Origin of the sequence: Rathayibacter sp. VKM Ac-2835 (assembly GCF_013266705.1) — a bacterium.
GTDB lineage: Bacteria > Actinomycetota > Actinomycetes > Actinomycetales > Microbacteriaceae > Rathayibacter.
The window spans coordinates 170,834-187,273 of record NZ_JABSNQ010000003.1 but is presented as its reverse complement, the minus strand read 5'-3'; the positions used below and the strand labels follow the sequence as shown (position 1 = coordinate 187,273).

The window sequence follows — 16,440 nt, the reverse complement described above, 5'->3', positions numbered from 1 at the left end:
ATGACCAGCACACTCGACACCTCCGCACGCCCCACCGCCGAGGAGGAGCGGCCGCGGCGCGGCGCCTCGGCCTTCAGCCTCGAGCAGGTCGGCGCGGCGCTCCCCGGGGCGCTGCGCAAGCTCGATCCGCGCCTGATGGTGCGCAACCCCGTGATGTTCCTCGTCGAGGTCGGCGCCGCGCTGACCACGGCGCTCGCCGTCGCCGAGCCGTTCCTCGGCGGCGCCCAGGCGTCGGGCGGGGTGCCGGTGCCGCCCTCGTTCACCGCGGGGATCGCGGTCTGGCTCTGGCTGACCGTGCTCTTCGCCAACCTGGCCGAGTCGGTGGCCGAGGGGCGGGGCAAGGCGCAGGCCGACAGCCTGCGGCAGACCCGCACCAGCACCGCCGCCCGCCGCCTCGCCGAGTACCGCGCCGGCGACGGCTCGGCCGCGCACAGCCGGATCGAGGAGATCTCCTCCGCCGATCTGCAGCTCGGCGACCACGTGGTGGTCGAGGCGGGCGAGCTCGTCCCCGGCGACGGCGACATCGTCTGGGGCATCGCCTCCGTCGACGAGTCGGCGATCACCGGGGAGTCGGCGCCGGTCGTCCGCGAGTCCGGCGGCGACCGCAGCGCCGTCACCGGCGGCACGCGCGTGCTCTCGGACCGCATCGTCGTGCGGATCACCTCGAAGCCCGGCGAGACCTTCGTGGACCGGATGATCGCGCTGGTCGAGGGGGCGTCGCGGCAGAAGACGCCGAACGAGATCGCGCTGAACATCCTGCTCGCGAGCCTCTCCATCGTCTTCCTCGTGGTGACGCTGACGCTGAACCCGATCGCCTCCTCCGTGGCGGCGCCGGTCAGCGTCCCCGTGCTGGTCGCCCTCCTGGTCTGCCTGATCCCGACCACGATCGGCGCGCTGCTCTCGGCGATCGGCATCGCGGGGATGGACCGGCTCGTGCAGCGCAACGTGCTCGCGATGTCGGGCCGTGCGGTCGAGGCCGCGGGCGACGTCACCACGCTGCTGCTCGACAAGACCGGCACCATCACCTACGGCAACCGGCGCGCCACGGAGTTCGTCGCGATCGACGGCACCGCCGCCGACGAGCTGATCCGCGCCGCCGCGTCGTCCTCGCTCAGCGACCCGACGCCGGAGGGGAAGTCGATCGTCGACCTCGCCGCGGCCCGGGGCGTGCACCCGGACGCCCTCGCGAGCGAGGCGCTCTCGGCCGAGATCGTGCCCTTCACCGCCCAGACCCGGATGAGCGGGCTCGACCTCGCCGACGGGTCGATGATCCGGAAGGGCGCCGGCTCGGCCGTGACCGCGTGGCTCGAGAGCGACGCGCGTCTGGCGAGCACGGTCGCCGCCGAGCTCGACGAGCAGGTGCACCGCGTCTCGGAGAGCGGGGGGACGCCGCTGGTGGTCGCGGTGAAGGACGCCGGCGGCACGGGTCGGATCCTGGGCGTCGTGCACCTGAAGGACGTGGTGAAGGAGGGGCTGAAGGAGCGCTTCGCCGATCTGCGGGCGATGGGCATCCGGACCGTGATGATCACCGGCGACAACCCGCTCACCGCGAAGGCGATCGCGGCGGAGGCCGGCGTCGACGACTACCTCGCCGAGGCCACGCCCGAGCAGAAGCTCGCCTACATCCGCCGCGAGCAGGAGGGCGGGAACCTGGTCGCGATGACCGGCGACGGCACCAACGACGCTCCGGCGCTCGCGCAGGCCGACGTCGGGGTGGCGATGAACACCGGCACGTCGGCCGCGAAGGAGGCCGGCAACATGGTCGACCTCGACTCCGACCCGACCAAGCTGATCGACATCGTGCGGATCGGCAAGCAGCTGCTGATCACCCGCGGGGCGCTCACGACGTTCTCGATCGCGAACGACCTCGCGAAGTACTTCGCGATCATCCCGGCGATGTTCGCCGGGGCCTTCCCGGGGCTCGCGGTGCTCAATGTGATGCAGCTGCACTCGCCCGCCTCGGCGATCCTCTCGGCGATCGTCTTCAACGCGCTGGTGATCGTGGTGCTCATCCCGCTCGCTCTGCGCGGAGTCGCCTACCGCGCGCTCAGCGCCTCGCGGATCCTCAGCCGCAACCTCCTCGTCTACGGGCTCGGCGGTGTGATCGCGCCGTTCGTCGGGATCAAGCTCGTCGACCTCGTCGTCTCCCTCCTCCCCGGCTTCTAGAAAGCAGACACCGATGAACTCCCCCCGCTCCGGTCTCCGGCAGTACGCCGTCGCGCTGCGCGCGCTGATCGTGCTCACCCTCGCCCTCGGCGTCGTCTACCCGCTCGTGGTCACCGGGATCGGGCAGCTCGCGCTGCCCCGGCAGGCGAACGGCTCGATGCTCGCGGTCGACGGCCGCGACGTCGGCTCGAGCCTGATCGGCCAGTCCTTCACCGACGCCGACGGGCAGCCGCTGCCCGAGTGGTTCCAGTCGCGGCCCTCCGCCGCCGGCGACGGCTACGACGCGAGCGCCTCCAGCGGCTCGAACCTCGGCCCCTCGAACGAGGACCTCGTCGCCTCGATCCAGGAGCGCCGCGCCGCGATCGCCGCGTTCGACGGCGTGGACCCGGCCGCGGTGCCGGCCGACGCGCTCACCGCCTCCGCCTCGGGGCTCGACCCGCAGATCAGCCCGGCCTACGCCGAGCTGCAGGTGGCTCGGGTCGCTGCCGCCCGGGGCCTGCCGGAGGAGAGCGTGCGCGCGCTCGTCGACGGGGCGGTGCAGGGGCGCGACCTCGGCGTCCTCGGCGAGGAGACGGTGAACGTGCTGGAGCTCAACCTCGCGCTCGCGCGGCTGTGACCGGGGCGGCTCCGGGCGCACCTCGGGCTCGTAGACTCACCCTCGGCTCGCCGGAACGCCGCGATCACGCGAGCCGGAGCCGATCTCGCGAGCCGAGGGTGGGGGCCGGAGCATGACGAAGGGCCGCCTGCGCGTGCTGCTCGGGGCCGCACCCGGCGTCGGCAAGACGTACACGATGCTCGAGGAGGGCCGCCGGCTCGCCGCCGAGGGCCGCGACGTCGTCGTCGCCGTCGTCGAGACGCACGGCCGCGCCGCCACCGCCGCGATGGTCGAGGGGCTCGAGGTGGTCCCCCGGCGCGCGGTCGAGCACCGCGGCGTGCGGCTCGAGGAGATGGATCTGGAGGCGGTGCTCGCCCGGCGGCCCGACGTCGCGCTGGTCGACGAGCTCGCGCACACCAATGCGCCCGGCTCGCGGCACGACAAGCGCTGGGAGGACGTGACGGCGCTCCTCGACGCCGGGATCACGGTCTTCTCCACGGTGAACATCCAGCACATCGCCTCGCTCAACGACGTCGTGCAGGCGATCACCGGAGCGCCGCAGCGCGAGACGATCCCCGACGCCGTGCTCCGCGCGGCCGACCAGATCGAGGTCGTCGACCTCGCTCCGCAGGCCCTGCGCGACCGCCTCGCCGACGGGCGGGTCTACCCGCCGGAGCGCATCGACGCGGCGCTCTCGAACTACTTCCGCCTCGGCAACCTCACCGCGCTGCGCGAGCTCGCCCTGCTCTGGCTCGCCGACGAGGTCGACAGCGCGCTGCGCGACTACCGCGGCGAGCACGGCATCGACAGCACCTGGGAGGCCCGCGAGCGGGTGGTCGTGACGCTCACCGGCGGCACGGAGGGGGAGACCCTGCTGCGCCGCGGCGCGCGGATCGCCGCGCGCGCCTCCGCCGGCGACCTGCTCGCCGTGCATGTGGTGACGCCCGACGGGCTGCGCACGCCGCGGCCGCAGGTGCTCGAGTCGCAGCGCGCGCTGGTCGAGTCGCTCGGCGGGAGCTACCACCAGGTCGTCGGCGAGGACGTGCCGCGGACGCTGGTCGAGTTCGCCCGCTCGGTGAACGCCACGCAGCTGGTGCTCGGCGTGAGCCGGCGCAGCCGCCTCGCCGCGGCGCTCACCCCGGGGATCGGCGCGACCGTGATCCGCGAGTCGGGCAACATCGACGTCCACATCGTCAACCACTCGGCGGCCGGGCGGACGGCGGTGCTGCCGCGGCTCGACGGCGCGCTCACCCTGCGGCGCAGGATCCTCGGCACGGCGCTCGCGCTCGTCGGCGGGCCGCTGGTGACCTGGCTGCTGTCGAGTCTGCGCAGCGACGAGTCGATCACGAGCGACGTGCTCTCGTACCAGCTGCTCGTGGTGCTCGTCGCGCTCGTCGGCGGGCTCTGGCCGGCGCTGTTCGCGGCCGTGCTCTCGGGGCTCACCCTCGACTACTTCTTCGTCGATCCGCTGTACACGATCACCGTCGACGAGCCGCTGCACGCGCTCGCGCTCGTGCTCTACGTGCTGAACGCGGCGCTGGTGAGCGCCGTGGTCGACCGCGCGGCGCGGCGCTCGCGGGCGGCGAAGCGCTCAGGGGCGGAGGCGGAGCTGCTGGCGACGATCGCGGGCGGGGTGATCCGCGGGCAGGGGGCGCTGCAGGCGATCCTCGAGCGCTCCCGCGAGGCATTCGGCCTGACCGGCGTGCGGCTGGTGCGGGACGGCGCGGTCGTCGCCGCGGACGGCGAGCCGCGGCCCGAAGGGGAGCCCGTGCGGATCCCGGTCGGCGCGCATGCGGAGCTGGAGCTGCACGGCCGCGAGCTCGAGGGCAGCGAGCGGCGGCTGCTGCAGGTGGTCGCCGCGCAGCTGGACTCCGTCCTGGAGAACGCGGCGCTGAGCGAGACGGCGAGCTCGCTGGCTCCGCTGGCCGAGACCGACCGGGTGCGCAGCGCGCTGCTCTCGGCGGTCAGCCACGACCTCCGCCGGCCGCTGGCGGCCGCGACCGCCGCCGTCTCGGGGCTGCGCTCGCGCGACGTCGAGTGGAGCGACCGCGACCGGGAGGAGCTGCTCGCGACCGCCGACGAGAGCCTCACCACCCTGGGCGCGCTGGTCACCGATCTGCTCGACGTGACCCGGCTCGAGGCGGGGGCGCTCGCCGTCTCGCTGGCCCCGCTCGACGCGGCCGACGTGGTGCTGCCCGCGCTCGACGAGCTGGGGCTCGGGCCGGGCGAGGTCGACCTCGACCTGGACCTGGACGGCCCGGAGCTCCTCGCCGACGGGGTGCTGCTGCAGCGGGTCGTGGTGAACCTGCTCGCGAACGCGGTGCGCTACGCGCCGTCCGGGACCCGGGTGCGCGTCTCGACGAGCGTCTTCGGCGGGACGGCGCAGATCCGGATCGTCGACCACGGGCCGGGGATCCCGCCCGAGCGCCGGGCGGAGGTCTTCGTTCCGTTCCAGCGCCTCGGCGACGACGACAACACGACCGGGCTGGGGCTGGGGCTCGCGCTGTCGAAGGGGTTCACCGAGGGGATGGGCGGGACGCTCGAGACCGAGGACACCCCGGGCGGCGGGCTGACGATGGTGGTGACGCTGCCGGTGGTGGCCGCCGCCGTGGCCGCCGAGAGCAGCACGGCCGCCGAGACCGACGCCTCCGGAGGAGCCGCATGAAGATCCTGATCGCCGACGACGACCCGCAGATCCTGCGGGCGCTGCGGATCACGCTGACCGCCCGCGGCTACGACGTGGTCACCGCGGGCGACGGGACCGAGGCGATCAACCGCGCGATCGACGAGCGGCCGGACCTCTACATGATCGACCTGGGCATGCCGCGGCTCGACGGGATCGAGGTGATCCACGCCCTGCGCGGCTGGACGAGCGCGCCGGTGCTCGTGGTGTCGGGGCGCACGGGCTCGGCGGACAAGGTGGGCGCGCTCGACGCCGGTGCGGACGACTACGTGACCAAGCCGTTCTCGATGGACGAGGTGCTCGCGCGCATCCGGGCGCTGTCGCGGCGCGTGCAGCCGGCCGAGGGCGAGCCGCTGGTGGTGATCGGCGACGTGACCGTGGACCTGGTCGCGAAGAGCGCGACCCGGGACGGCGCCTCGGTGCGGCTGACGCCGACGGAGTGGCAGGTGCTCGAGATCCTGGTGCGCAACGCGGGCAAGCTCGTCACCCGGCGCTCGCTGCTCGACGAGATCTGGGGACCGGCGCACGTGACCGACACCGGCTACCTCCGCCTCTACCTGGCGCAGCTGCGCAAGAAGCTCGAGCCCGACCCGGCGCACCCGCGGTTCCTGCTGACGGAGGCGGGGATGGGCTACCGCTTCGTCCCGGGCGAGGACGCGCCGACGCGCTAGTGGTGTCGGCGGAGCCGCCGGGTCAGGACGCCTCGACGTAGGCCGCAGCGGCCTCGCGGAGGATCTGCGACTTGCTGACGCCGCGGCTCTTCGCGAGCCGGCTCACCTCCTGGTCCAGCCCTCTGGTCGAGCGGACCTTCCACACCGGGCCGGCGGGCTCCCCGCCGTCGAGCCGCGGGCGGCCCCTGGCGATGATCACGGCGTCGTCGAGCGTGGCGGCGCCGGTGGCCGCCAGCAGTGCGGCCCGCGCGTCGTCCGCCGCGTCGGCGCCCTCAGCGTGCACTGCTCGGGCGCTGGAGGACCGCAGCCGAGGGCGGTCCCATGCTGGTCGAGCAGCCCCGCAGGGGCGTATCGAGACCCGCCCACCGTCAGCACGGCGGGGCTGCGGATCCCGATGCGACTGCGGCGCGGGAGGACAATGGAGAAACCCCAGGAGAAGGAGACCACCGTGGATCAGCCGCGCATGAACGTCGAGTCGTTCAACCTCGATCACCGCACCGTCGCCGCGCCCTACGTGCGCCTGGCCGACGCCAAGACCCTCCCGGCGGGGGACCACCTCGTCAAGTACGACGTGCGCTTCACCCAGCCCAACCGCGGACACCTCGAGATGCCGACCGTGCACTCGCTCGAGCACCTGTTCGCCGAGAAGTCGCGCAACCACTCCGACCGCGTCGTCGACTTCTCGCCGATGGGCTGCCAGACCGGCTTCTACCTGATCCTGCAGGGCCAGCCCGAGCTCGCCGAGGTGCTCGATCTGGTCGAGTCGACCCTCCGCGACATCACCGAGGCCACCGAGGTCCCCGCGGCGAACGAGACGCAGTGCGGCTGGGGCGCGAACCACTCGCTCGAGGGCGCTCAGGACGCGGCGCGCACCTTCCTCGCGCAGCGCGACCAGTGGGAGCAGGTCACCGCGTGAGCGCGGTCGAGGCGATCGTCCTCGTCGCGATGGACGAGGAGGCCGAGCCGTTCCTCGTCGCGGCCGGTGGTGCACCGGAGCCCGTCGCGGTGGGCAACGCCCTGCAGTGGTCGCTCGAGGTCGGCGGCCACCCGGTGCTGCTCGTGCGCACCGGCGTGGGACTCGTGAACGCGGCCGGCGGACTGACGGCGGCGATCCTCCGCGTCGGCGGGGCGCCGCTGGTGATCAGCGCGGGGTCGGCGGGCGGACTCGGGGCCGAGGTGCGCGTCGGCGACGTGGTCGTCGGCGACGAGTACGTGCAGACCGACGCGGACGCGCAGGCGTTCGGCTACGCGATGGGGCAGGTGCCGGGGATGCCGGCGCGCTACTCGGGGCACGGGCCGGCGCTCGCCGCGGAGCTCACGGCGTCGCTGCCGGACGGCGGCGGGATCACCGTGCGGCGCGGACTGATCGTGTCCGGGGACGTCTTCGTGTCCGGCGACCACGTCGCGCGGGTGCGCGGCCTCTACGACGGGGCACTGGCGACCGACATGGAGTCGGTCTCGCTCGCGCAGACCGCGTACGTGCACGGGCTGCCGTTCGTCTCGGTGCGCGGCATCTCGGACCTCTGCGAGCCGGGCTCGTTCGAGGCGCACGTGGACGACGCGGCGGACCGCTCGGCCGCGGTGGTGCGCGCGCTGCTCGACGCGGTGCCCGCCGGCGTGGCCGCGTGACGCCCGGCGAGGAGATCGACGGCCTGATCGCGAAGCATCCCGATTGGCGGGGGGAGCTGCTCGGTGAGGCGCGGCGGATCATCCTCGAAGTCGATCCGGGCATCGTCGAGGAGTGGAAGTGGAGGGGCGCGCCGGTCTGGGAGCTCGACGGCATCCTCGTGGTCGGCAACATCTTCCAGAAGAAGGTGAAGCTCGGCTTCATGTACGGGGCGTCGCTCGAGGATCCGGCGGGGATCTTCAACGGGGAGCTCGGCGGGAACCAGCGCCGCTCGGTGGAGTTCGCCGAGGGGGACGCGATCCAGGAGGAGGCGCTCGCGGGGCTCGTGCGCGCGGCGATCGCGTTCAACGCGGCGAAGCGGGCGGCGCGCGGGCGGAAGTAGGACGGCCGGGGCGGCGGGTCGGCGTGCTGGGTGGGTGGGTCTCCTGGGAACGATCACCTAGTTCGTATGGGGATAGCCATGCTGATCGAGTAGCCCGCGGAGCGGGCGTATCGAGATCCACCTGCGTCAGAAGTCGGGTCTGTAGACCCGCCCTGCTGGTGACGGCGGGTCTCGATACACCCCTTCGGGGCTACTCGACCAGCATGGACGGGCCGCCGCGGGTCCTTTCGCTCACCACCGAGACGCCGACCGGCATGATTCCGATTCTTCTCGGTGGAGGTGTCGATATCGGGGGGCGCCGTTCGACGCGATAGTAGGAGGGCGCAGACAGCGCCCGCGACTCTCGAGGAGAACACCGTGAAGTACATGCTGATCATGCGCGCGACCGACGCCGCCAAGGCCGCCTACGAGGCGATCCCGTTCGACGAGATCATCACCCGGATGGGGCAGTACAACGAGGCGATGATCACCGCGGGCGTCCTGCTCGCGGGCGAGGGCCTCTCCGACGACGTCGCGACCTCCGGGTTCGTGGTCGACTTCTCCTCCGAGCCGGCCGCGATCACCGACGGCCCCTACGGCGAGACGCACGAGCTGTTCAACGGCTTCTGGATCATCCAGGTCTCCTCGAAGGAGGAGGCGAAGGAGTGGGCGCTGCGCTGCCCGCTCGTCCCCGGCAACACGCTCGAGGTGCGCCGCGTCACCGACGAGAGCGACTTCGCGGACTTCGCCGACAACGAGTACCTGCAGAAGGAGGCCGGCTGGCGCGAGGACGAGAAGGCCCGCGCCGAGAACGGCTGACATGACGCCGACGGCTCCCGGGCAGGAGACCCGCGCACGGGTCGCCGCCGTCTGGCGCATCGAGAGCGCGCGCATCGTCGCGACGCTCGCCCGGGTCACCGGTGACGTCGGAGTGGCCGAGGACCTGGCGCAGGAGGCCCTCGTCGAGGCGCTCGAGCAGTGGCCGACGACCGGTGTCCCGCGCAACGCCGGGGCCTGGCTGACGGCGGTGGCCAAGCGCCGGGCGATCGACGGCTGGCGGCGCAGGACCGCGCTCGACGACCGCTACCGCCTGCTCGCGCGCACCCTCGAGGAAAGCATCGACGACGAGTGGCGGCCGATCGAGGACGACGTGCTCCGGCTGGTCTTCACCGCCTGCCACCCCGTCCTGTCACGGGAGGCGAGCATCGCGCTCACCCTGCGCCTCGTCGGCGGGCTCGGGACGGAGGCGATCGCGCGGCTGTTCCTGGTGCCGGTCGCGACCGTCCAGCAGCGCATCGTCCGGGCGAAGAAGTCGCTCGCGGCGTCGGGCGTGCCGTTCGAGGTCCCGGAGCCGGCGGAGTGGAAGGCGCGGCTCGACGCGGTGCTCGGGGTCGTCTATCTGGTCTTCACGGAGGGCTACGCGGCGACCTCGGGGGACCGCTGGCTGCGCACCGAGGTGGCGGGGGAGGCGCTGCGGCTCGGGCGGGTGCTCGCCGCGCTCCTGCCGCGCGAGCCCGAGGTGCTGGGGCTGCTCGCCCTGATGGAGCTGCAGGCCTCCCGGTTCGCGGCGCGGACGGCGCCCGACGGCTCTCCGGTCCTGCTCGAGGACCAGGACCGCACCCGCTGGGACCGCGGCCAGATCGAGCGCGGCCGGGAGGCGCTGCGGCGCGCCGATCGCGTCGGCAAGGGCCGCGGCTCCTACGGACTGCAGGCGGCGATCGCCGAGTGCCACGCGATCGCGCCGAGCGTGGCCGCGACCGACTGGGAGCGCATCGTGCTGCTGTACGAGATCCTCGGGCGGGTGTCGCCGAGTCCGGTCGTCGAGCTGAACCGCGCCGTCGCGCTGTCGATGGCGACCGGCCCCGCCTCCGCGCTGCTCGTCGTCGACCGGCTCGCGACCGAGGGCGCCCTGAGGGGATCGCACCTGCTGCCGAGTGTGCGCGGCGAGCTGCTCGCGCGCCTGGGCCGGCGGGAGGAGGCGCGGGCCGAGCTCGCGACGGCCGCCTCGCTGGCCGGCAACGAGCGCACCCGCGCGCTGCTGCTGGCGCGCGCCGCGTCGCTGTGAGGTCGAGCGCGCGGGTCAGCGCTCGGTGACGACGCCCGCCTCGACGTGCCAGTGGCGGGTCAGCTGCACGGTCTCGAGCATGCGGCGGTCGTGGGTGACCAGCAGCAGCGTGCCCTCGTAGGCCTCGAGCGCCTGCTCCAGCTGCTCGATCGCGGCGAGGTCGAGGTGGTTGGTCGGCTCGTCCAGCACGAGGAGGTTGGTGCCGCGCGCCTGCAGCAGCGCCAGGGCGGCGCGGGTCCGCTCGCCCGGTGAGAGCTCGCCGACGGGGCGGGAGACATGGTCGGCCTTGAGGCCGAACTTCGCCAGGAGGGTGCGCACCTCGGCGGTCGGCCACTCCGGCACCAGCGCCTCGAAGGCGTCGGCGAGCGGCACGTCGGAGGCGAGCATCGCGCGCGCCTGATCGATCTCGCCGATGGCGACGCTCGCGCCGAGCGACGCGCCGCCCTCCTCCGGAGCGGAGCGGCCCAGCAGCAGCGACAGGAGCGTCGACTTGCCGGCGCCGTTGGGGCCGGTGATGCCGATGCGGTCGCCGGCGTCGACCTGCAGCGAGACCGGGCCGAGGGTGAAGGTGCCGCGGCGGGCCACCGCGCCGTTCAGCGTCGAGACGACCGAGCTCGAGCGCGGGGCGCTGCCGATGGTGAAGGCGAGCTGCCACTCCTTGCGCGGCTCCTCCACCTCCTCGAGCCGGGCGATGCGGCTCTCCATCTGGCGGACCTTCTGGGCCTGCTTCTCGCTCGACTCGGCCGAGGCCTTGCGGCGGATCTTGTCGTTGTCGGGCGCCTTCTTCATCGCGTTGCGGACGCCCTGGCTCGACCACTCGCGCTGGGTGCGGGCGCGCGAGACGAGGTCGTCCTTCTTCTCGGCGAAGTCCTCGTACTTCTCGCGGCGCTGGCGGCGGGCGGTCTCGCGCTCCTCCAGGAACGCGTCGTAGCCGCCGCCGTAGACGGTGGTGGTGCCCTGCGCGAGGTCGAGCTCGAGCACGCGGGTGACGCTGCGGGCGAGGAACTCGCGGTCGTGGCTGACGAGCACCACTCCGCCGCGCAGTCCGCGGACGAACGCCTCGAGCCGCTCGAGGCCGTCGAGGTCGAGGTCGTTGGTGGGCTCGTCGAGCAGCACCACGTCGAAGCGCGAGAGCAGGAGGGCGGCGAGGCCGACGCGGGCCGCCTGCCCGCCGGAGAGCGAGGTCATCAGGGAGTCGGCGGCCACGCCGCTGGTGCGGCCGGTGGCGTCGAGGGCGAGGCCGAGGTCGGCGAGGACGACCGGGGTCCGCTCGTCGAGGTCGGCGGCGCCGCTCGCCAGCCAGCGGTCGAGGGCGAGCGCGTAGCGGTCGGCGATCCGCCCGTCGGGGTCGGGCTCGGCCAGCGCCGACGCAGCCTCGTCGAGCTCGGTCGAGGTCTCCGCGGCGCCGGTGCGCCGAGCGATGTAGCCGGCGACGGTCTCGCCCTCGCGGCGCTCGTGCTCCTGGGGCAGCCAGCCGACGAAGGCGTCGCCGGGCGCGAGCACGACGCCGCCCTCCAGCGGGGCGGTCTCGCCGGCGAGGATGCGCAGGAGCGTGGACTTGCCCGCTCCGTTCGCGCCGACGACGCCGACGACGTCGCCCGGGGCGACCGTGAGGTCGAGGCGGTCGAACAGGGTGCGGTGCGCGTAGCCTCCGGAGAGGCCCTTGGCGACGAGGGTGGCGGTCACCGGTCCAGCGTAGGCGGGTGCGCGGGGGCCCGATCTCGCTAGACGGCCTGATTGCACGCGCGTCTAGGATGGCCGGATGAGCGAGACGACGGTCCGGGGCGGCGCCGGCTACTGGTACCCGGACGAGTCGTCGACGCGTCGTGCCGTCGAGGTGCTGAGCGCGATGCGCGGCTACCGCGTCTCCGAGGTCGCGATGCGCCGCCGCACGCGCGAGAAGATGGCGATGGGCGAGACCGACCTCATCGCGATCCAGTTCCTGCTCCGCCGGCAGCGCGAGGGCGACCTCGTCAGCGCGAAGGACCTCGCCGCCCACCTCTCGATCTCCTCCGCCTCGACCACCGTGCTGATCGACCGCCTCGTCCGCAGCGGGCACCTGGTGCGGAAGCCGCACCCGAGCGACCGGCGCGGCATCGTCGTCGAGGCCACGGTCGACAGCGATCAGGAGGTCCGCGAGACGCTGCAGCAGATGCACCGCCGGATGCTCGAGATCGCCGAGGACCTCGACGCGGGTGAGGCCGAGGTGGTCGTCAACTTCCTCCGCCGGATGGGCGCCGCCGTCGACGAGATCGACGCGGACGAGGTCGAGACGGGCGCCGCCGCCCCTGCCGCCGCCTCCGACGAAGCCGAGAACTAGCTAGACCTTCTAGTAAAGAGTCGGACTAGGGATAGGCTGGCTCCATGGGTCAATTCCTCTACGGCACACCGCCGGCCGTGATCGAGATCGAGGACCGGACCCTCGCGCACCTGCAGATCGTCGTCTACGCGAAGTTCCGGCGCGACGAGCGCTTCAGCCTCACCCTCGACTCGATGCCCGAGGGGGCGCGCGGCCGCCACTCGTTCTGGATGAATCCGAACATCGCGCTGCAGTTCCACTTCGCCGGCAGTCGCCAGCCGACGATCAACCCGTCCTGGGTCGAGGTGCTGATGGATGCGGCGAACGGCGGCGGCGGGCTGCGGCTGCTGCCCGAGCCGAAAGCGTGACCGGCGCCCGGCGTCCGATCCGCCGCGCCGTCCGGTCACTCCGCTCCCCGTCCTTCTCCTAGGGTGGGACCGTGCGCCCGGGGGAGGGCGCGACGAGGGGGAGCAGATGCGCGCACGAGTACTCGGAGGCGCGCTCGCGCTCGTGGCGGCGGCGGCGCTCGCCGGCTGCTCCGCACCGGCTCCGGCCCCCACGGTCACGGTCTTCGCCACGGCGACGCCGACTCCCGATCCGACCGTCACGGCGGCGCTCCCGCAGTCGACCGCCACGGTCTTCGTGCCGGTTCCGGAGGCGACGGTCACCTTCACTCCGAACGACGTCCCGGTGATCCCGGAGACGGCGTTCGCCGTGGACAACGGCGCGGTCCCCGGTGCGTCCGGCGAGCCGACCAGGAACGCCGCGGGCGACATCGTGACCTACACCGTGGTCTCGGGCGACTCGTTCTTCGACATCGCCCAGCGCTTCGGGATCCCCGTGCAGCAGCTGCTGCGGATGAACCCCGGCGTCGCGGGGGCGGGCGAGGCGGTCTACATCGGCAACGTCATCAACCTCGACGCGAACTACCTGGGCTGAGAGCCCGCGCGGCGCCGGGCGGCCGCGGTGCGCGGGAGGCGCTGAGCGCTACTCCGACTTCGGCAGCAGGTGGAAGGCGAGCCCGAGCGACGCCGAGATCATCAGGATCCCGCCGAAGAAGAGGAAGCCGGCGAGGTCGGGCAGCAGGAACGAGTTGCCGAGCACCAGGATGCCGCCGAGGAAGAGCACGAAAGAGAGGACGACGCCCAGACCAGTCATGCCCTCATCGTACGGGGCCCGCGACGGGAAGGGCGCGCCGCAGGAGGAGCGCCCCGCCCGCGGGTGCGCGCCTCACGGCAGCAGCAGCGCCTGCAGCTCGTCGGCGCCCGAGACCACCGCGATCGTGCCGACCGCCTCGATCGGCGAGCCGTAGCCCCATTCGACCATGATCGTCGGAACCCCGTGGGCCGCGGCGCCGTGCACGTCGTGCTCGCGGTCGCCGACCATGACGGGCGTCGAGAGGTCGACCCCGATCTCGCGGAGGCGGCGCAGCGCCTCCTCCACCACGTCCGCCTTCGCGCTGCGGACCTCGTCCTCCGAGGCGCCGCAGATGATCGTGAAGTGCTGGGCGAGCCCGTAGTGCTCGAGGACGCGCCGCGCGGCGGACTCCGGCTTCGAGGTGGCGAGCGAGAGCGGGATGCCCGAGGCGGCGATGCCCGCCAGCAGCTCCGGCAGACCGGGGTAGACGCTGGAGTCGAAGAGCCCGCCGGCGTTGTAGCGGCGGCGGTAGACGACGAGGGCCGCCTGCGCCTCGTCGACGCTCATCCCGCCCAGCTCGCGGAACGCGTCGAGCAGCGGCGGGCCGACGTAGGCGAGCAGCTCCGCGGGGGTCGGGACCGGGCGGCCGAGCTCGACGAAGGTCTCGACCAGGGTGCCGGTGATGCCGGGCGCCGAGTCGGTGATCGTGCCGTCGAGATCGAAGAGGATGCAGCTCCAGGTCGCCTCGATGCCGGGCTGGGCGTCGGGCGCGAGGGTGGTGTCGGACATGGCGGGCTCCTGCCCTCGAGGGACGAAGGTGATCCCGGCGGCGTGCCCCGTCGGGGGGAACACTCTACGGTGCCGCGGCGTCGAGGGACTGCTCGATGAACGACCGGGCGACGACCTGGGCGATCGAGCCGGCGTCGAGCTGGACGGCCACGAAGTCGGCGGTGCGGATCAGCGCGAACGCCTCGCGGCCGGGCAGGACCAGCATCTGCACGCGCGGGTGCTGCTGCCGTGGGACCGCGGCGCGCAGCTCATCGGTGGAGGTGAAGAGCGGGAGCACCTGCTCGCCGGTGGTCGTCGCGACCACCCGCACGTGCGGCACTCCGCCGGGCTGCGAGCCGGTGACGTCCGCGACGAGCGAGCCCTCGAGGCAGGCGGTGAGGAGGCGCTCCACCCCCTCCGCGGTCGCGTCGGCGACCAGCGCCTCGAGCGCTTCGCGCGCCGCCGTGTTGCGGTAGGGGCCGGGTCGCGACGGGCGGGCAGGGGGTCCGTTCCTCCGGGGCATGTCTTCACGGTATCCGGGTTCGCGCCATCTCTCGAATCTGTCGCGACAATCGCGCTCATTCGACGACGAGATGCGATATACGACGGATGGCGGAGAGATGAGCCGATTCTCAGGCGGATTGCACCGGCTTATCCTGAGTATCGGCGCAGATCATGGCGATGATTCGCGCGAATGGCGCCGATAAGTACTCGTCGGACGGTGGAGAAGGGGTATCGTCTTCTCCTGTCAGTGACATCCAGGAGGAAAAGTGGCCCAGAAGATCACGCTTGTCGACGATATCGACGGAACGCCTATCGACTCCGGTGACGGCGGCACCGTCCGCTTCAGCATCGACGGAGCCAACTACGAGATCGACCTCGGACCGGACAACATCGCCGAGCTGCACTCCGCTCTGGAGAAGTTCGTCTCGAACGGCCGTCGCGTCGGATCGCGTCCGGCTGCCGCCACGTCGGTCGCCTCGGCGTCGAAGAGCGACCCCAAGCAGCTCAAGGCCGTCCGCGAGTGGGCGAACGCCAACGGACACCAGGTGTCCGACCGCGGCCGCATCCCCGCCGAGGTCCAGGCGGCCTACGCCGCCGCGCACAAGTAGAGTCGCGCCCGGCGCACCGAGAGGTCGCGCCACCCCGTCGAAAGGCCCCGTCGATCCGTCGACGGGGCCTTTCGCGTGCGGGTTTCTGCAGCCGCTCCCGGAATCCCGCAGCGGGACCCTGGAAAGGGGGACGCGGGCGCTAGAAGAGGCGCGTGTGCGAGTCGTCGACGCCGCGCATCGACTCGTAGTCGAGCACGACGCAGCGGATTCCGCGGTCCTGCGCGAGGGTCCTGGCCTGCGGCTTGATCTCCTGAGCGGCGAACACTCCCGTCACCGGCGAGAGGTGCGGATCGCGATTCATCAGCTCGAGATAGCGGGTCAGCTGCTCGACCCCGTCGATCTCTCCGCGGCGCTTGATCTCGACTGCGACAGCGGCGCCGGAGGAATCGCGGGCGAGGATGTCGACCGGCCCGATCGCCGTCATGTACTCGCGGCGGACGAGAGTGTGGCCCTCGCCCAGCAGATCGATCTGCTCCGCCAGCAGGCGCTGCAGGTGGGCCTCGACGCCGTCCTTGATCAGGCCGGGATCGACGCCGAGCTCGTGCGCCGAATCGTGCAGCACCTCGTGGATCGAGACCACGAGGGCGTCGCCGGTCTTCTTGTGCGTGACCGTCCACTGCTCGAGGACTCCGGCCGCGAGGGCGTCCTCGTCGGGCTCGCCGGTGCTGAGGGTGCACGGGGGGCTCATCCAGTTCAGCGGCTTGTAGGAGCCGCCGTCCGAGTGCACGAGGACGCTGCCGTCGGCCTTGACCAGCAGGAGTCGGGTGGCGAGGGGGAGGTGGGCGCTGAGACGGCCGGTGTAGTCGACGGAGCAGCGCGCGATGACGAGACGCACCCGTCGAGGATAGACGGCGACGGTCGGGGGCGGTCGGAGGGGTGGGTCTCGATACGCCCCTGCGGGGCTACTCGACCAGCATGCCGGGGCCCCTGCGGGGCTGGTCGGCCGGCATGGAGCG

The 16,440-nt window shown here is 72.9% G+C and carries 19 protein-coding genes; 13 read left to right on the top strand and 6 right to left on the bottom strand.

Annotated features, from left to right (window positions below; all coding sequences use genetic code 11):
- The 4 genes from kdpB to HRK28_RS14620 all read left to right on the top strand — a co-directional run bounded on the left by kdpB (window position 1) and on the right by HRK28_RS14620 (window position 6,115).
- The gene (gene kdpB / locus HRK28_RS14635) at window positions 1-2,166 is read left to right on the top strand and encodes a potassium-transporting ATPase subunit KdpB (protein WP_173252139.1); all 2,166 of its coding nucleotides are present in this window, start codon (window positions 1-3) and stop codon (window positions 2,164-2,166) included.
- 13 nt (window positions 2,167-2,179) lie between these two features.
- Window positions 2,180-2,782 (top strand): potassium-transporting ATPase subunit KdpC, encoded by a 603-nt coding sequence (kdpC, locus tag HRK28_RS14630; protein WP_160086073.1) that lies wholly within the window; start codon window positions 2,180-2,182, stop codon window positions 2,780-2,782.
- Between the two features lie 112 nt (window positions 2,783-2,894).
- A complete protein-coding gene (locus HRK28_RS14625; protein WP_173252138.1) occupies window positions 2,895-5,426 on the top strand; it encodes an ATP-binding protein in 2,532 nt (843 codons plus the stop codon).
- The gene (locus HRK28_RS14620; RefSeq protein ID WP_173252137.1) at window positions 5,423-6,115 is read left to right on the top strand and encodes a response regulator; all 693 of its coding nucleotides are present in this window, start codon (window positions 5,423-5,425) and stop codon (window positions 6,113-6,115) included. Before HRK28_RS14625 ends, HRK28_RS14620 begins: the two co-directional genes overlap by 4 nt.
- Before the next feature lie 22 nt (window positions 6,116-6,137).
- Here HRK28_RS14620 and HRK28_RS20880 read toward each other — a convergent pair whose 3' ends face one another.
- Window positions 6,138-6,398 carry a CopG family transcriptional regulator gene (locus HRK28_RS20880; RefSeq protein WP_160086067.1) on the bottom strand — a complete coding sequence of 87 codons (261 nt, stop codon included), beginning with the start codon at window positions 6,396-6,398 and terminating at the stop codon, window positions 6,138-6,140.
- Between the two features lie 135 nt (window positions 6,399-6,533).
- On the opposite strand from HRK28_RS20880, the gene HRK28_RS14610 reads away from it, so the two are divergent.
- From HRK28_RS14610 to HRK28_RS14590, 5 genes are all read left to right on the top strand, one after another.
- The gene (locus HRK28_RS14610) at window positions 6,534-7,031 is read left to right on the top strand and encodes an S-ribosylhomocysteine lyase (RefSeq protein WP_254304933.1); all 498 of its coding nucleotides are present in this window, start codon (window positions 6,534-6,536) and stop codon (window positions 7,029-7,031) included.
- The gene (mtnN, locus tag HRK28_RS14605) at window positions 7,028-7,744 is read left to right on the top strand and encodes a 5'-methylthioadenosine/S-adenosylhomocysteine nucleosidase (RefSeq protein ID WP_244231711.1); all 717 of its coding nucleotides are present in this window, start codon (window positions 7,028-7,030) and stop codon (window positions 7,742-7,744) included. The genes HRK28_RS14610 and mtnN overlap by 4 nt, the downstream gene beginning before the upstream one ends.
- On the top strand, window positions 7,741-8,124 hold the full coding sequence (locus HRK28_RS14600) for a DUF1801 domain-containing protein (RefSeq protein WP_160086065.1): 384 nt from the start codon (window positions 7,741-7,743) through the stop codon (window positions 8,122-8,124). Before mtnN ends, HRK28_RS14600 begins: the two co-directional genes overlap by 4 nt.
- A gap of 357 nt (window positions 8,125-8,481) precedes the next feature.
- On the top strand, window positions 8,482-8,922 hold the full coding sequence (locus tag HRK28_RS14595) for a YciI family protein (protein WP_173252136.1): 441 nt from the start codon (window positions 8,482-8,484) through the stop codon (window positions 8,920-8,922).
- A gap of 1 nt (window position 8,923) precedes the next feature.
- Window positions 8,924-10,168, top strand: coding sequence for an RNA polymerase sigma factor (locus HRK28_RS14590; protein ID WP_173252135.1), 1,245 nt, complete (start codon window positions 8,924-8,926; stop codon window positions 10,166-10,168).
- A gap of 15 nt (window positions 10,169-10,183) precedes the next feature.
- Here the strand turns inward: HRK28_RS14590 and HRK28_RS14585 are convergent, their stop codons facing one another.
- Complete coding sequence (locus HRK28_RS14585) at window positions 10,184-11,854, bottom strand: ABC-F family ATP-binding cassette domain-containing protein (protein WP_173252134.1); 1,671 nt, start codon at window positions 11,852-11,854, stop codon at window positions 10,184-10,186.
- A 76-nt stretch (window positions 11,855-11,930) separates the two neighbouring features.
- Between HRK28_RS14585 and HRK28_RS14580 the strand changes: the two genes are divergently transcribed.
- The 3 genes from HRK28_RS14580 (at window position 11,931) to HRK28_RS14570 (ending at window position 13,406) form a co-directional block, all read left to right on the top strand.
- Entirely contained in the window at window positions 11,931-12,488 is a 558-nt protein-coding gene (locus HRK28_RS14580) for a MarR family winged helix-turn-helix transcriptional regulator (protein WP_160086057.1), read from the top strand.
- Window positions 12,489-12,532: 44 nt separating this feature from the next.
- Complete coding sequence (locus tag HRK28_RS14575) at window positions 12,533-12,835, top strand: ATP-dependent DNA ligase (RefSeq protein ID WP_160086055.1); 303 nt, start codon at window positions 12,533-12,535, stop codon at window positions 12,833-12,835.
- A gap of 106 nt (window positions 12,836-12,941) precedes the next feature.
- Entirely contained in the window at window positions 12,942-13,406 is a 465-nt protein-coding gene (locus tag HRK28_RS14570; protein ID WP_160086053.1) for a LysM domain-containing protein, read from the top strand.
- Window positions 13,407-13,454: 48 nt separating this feature from the next.
- Here the strand turns inward: HRK28_RS14570 and HRK28_RS14565 are convergent, their stop codons facing one another.
- The 3 genes from HRK28_RS14565 to HRK28_RS14555 form a co-directional block, all read right to left on the bottom strand.
- On the bottom strand, window positions 13,455-13,625 hold the full coding sequence (locus HRK28_RS14565; RefSeq protein ID WP_160086051.1) for a hypothetical protein: 171 nt from the start codon (window positions 13,623-13,625) through the stop codon (window positions 13,455-13,457).
- Window positions 13,626-13,697: 72 nt separating this feature from the next.
- A complete protein-coding gene (locus HRK28_RS14560; protein WP_173252133.1) occupies window positions 13,698-14,393 on the bottom strand; it encodes an HAD hydrolase-like protein in 696 nt (231 codons plus the stop codon).
- Window positions 14,394-14,457: 64 nt separating this feature from the next.
- The gene (locus HRK28_RS14555) at window positions 14,458-14,895 is read right to left on the bottom strand and encodes an SseB family protein (protein WP_173252132.1); all 438 of its coding nucleotides are present in this window, start codon (window positions 14,893-14,895) and stop codon (window positions 14,458-14,460) included.
- Between the two features lie 247 nt (window positions 14,896-15,142).
- Between HRK28_RS14555 and HRK28_RS14550 the strand changes: the two genes are divergently transcribed.
- Window positions 15,143-15,484, top strand: a complete 342-nt coding sequence (locus HRK28_RS14550) for an Lsr2 family protein (protein WP_160086045.1) — start codon at window positions 15,143-15,145, stop codon at window positions 15,482-15,484.
- Window positions 15,485-15,623: 139 nt separating this feature from the next.
- On the opposite strand, the gene nucS is transcribed toward HRK28_RS14550, so the two are convergent.
- Window positions 15,624-16,319, bottom strand: coding sequence for an endonuclease NucS (nucS, locus tag HRK28_RS14545; protein WP_160086043.1), 696 nt, complete (start codon window positions 16,317-16,319; stop codon window positions 15,624-15,626).
- Between the last annotated feature and the right edge of the window lie 121 nt (window positions 16,320-16,440).

Bases quoted from the DNA above. Each gene is read 5' to 3' on its own strand.
- kdpB (WP_173252139.1), top strand. From the start codon at position 1: ATGACCAGCACACTCGACACCTCCGCACGCCCCACCGCCGAGGAGGAG.
- kdpC (WP_160086073.1), top strand. From the start codon at position 2,180: ATGAACTCCCCCCGCTCCGGTCTCCGGCAGTACGCCGTCGCGCTGCGC.
- HRK28_RS14625 (WP_173252138.1), top strand. From the start codon at position 2,895: ATGACGAAGGGCCGCCTGCGCGTGCTGCTCGGGGCCGCACCCGGCGTC.
- HRK28_RS14620 (WP_173252137.1), top strand. From the start codon at position 5,423: ATGAAGATCCTGATCGCCGACGACGACCCGCAGATCCTGCGGGCGCTG.
- HRK28_RS14610 (WP_254304933.1), top strand. From the start codon at position 6,534: ATGGAGAAACCCCAGGAGAAGGAGACCACCGTGGATCAGCCGCGCATG.
- HRK28_RS14590 (WP_173252135.1), top strand. From the start codon at position 8,924: ATGACGCCGACGGCTCCCGGGCAGGAGACCCGCGCACGGGTCGCCGCC.
- HRK28_RS14580 (WP_160086057.1), top strand. From the start codon at position 11,931: ATGAGCGAGACGACGGTCCGGGGCGGCGCCGGCTACTGGTACCCGGAC.
- HRK28_RS14575 (WP_160086055.1), top strand. From the start codon at position 12,533: ATGGGTCAATTCCTCTACGGCACACCGCCGGCCGTGATCGAGATCGAG.
- HRK28_RS14570 (WP_160086053.1), top strand. From the start codon at position 12,942: ATGCGCGCACGAGTACTCGGAGGCGCGCTCGCGCTCGTGGCGGCGGCG.
- HRK28_RS14565 (WP_160086051.1), bottom strand. From the start codon at position 13,625: ATGACTGGTCTGGGCGTCGTCCTCTCTTTCGTGCTCTTCCTCGGCGGC.
- HRK28_RS14560 (WP_173252133.1), bottom strand. From the start codon at position 14,393: ATGTCCGACACCACCCTCGCGCCCGACGCCCAGCCCGGCATCGAGGCG.
- HRK28_RS14555 (WP_173252132.1), bottom strand. From the start codon at position 14,895: ATGCCCCGGAGGAACGGACCCCCTGCCCGCCCGTCGCGACCCGGCCCC.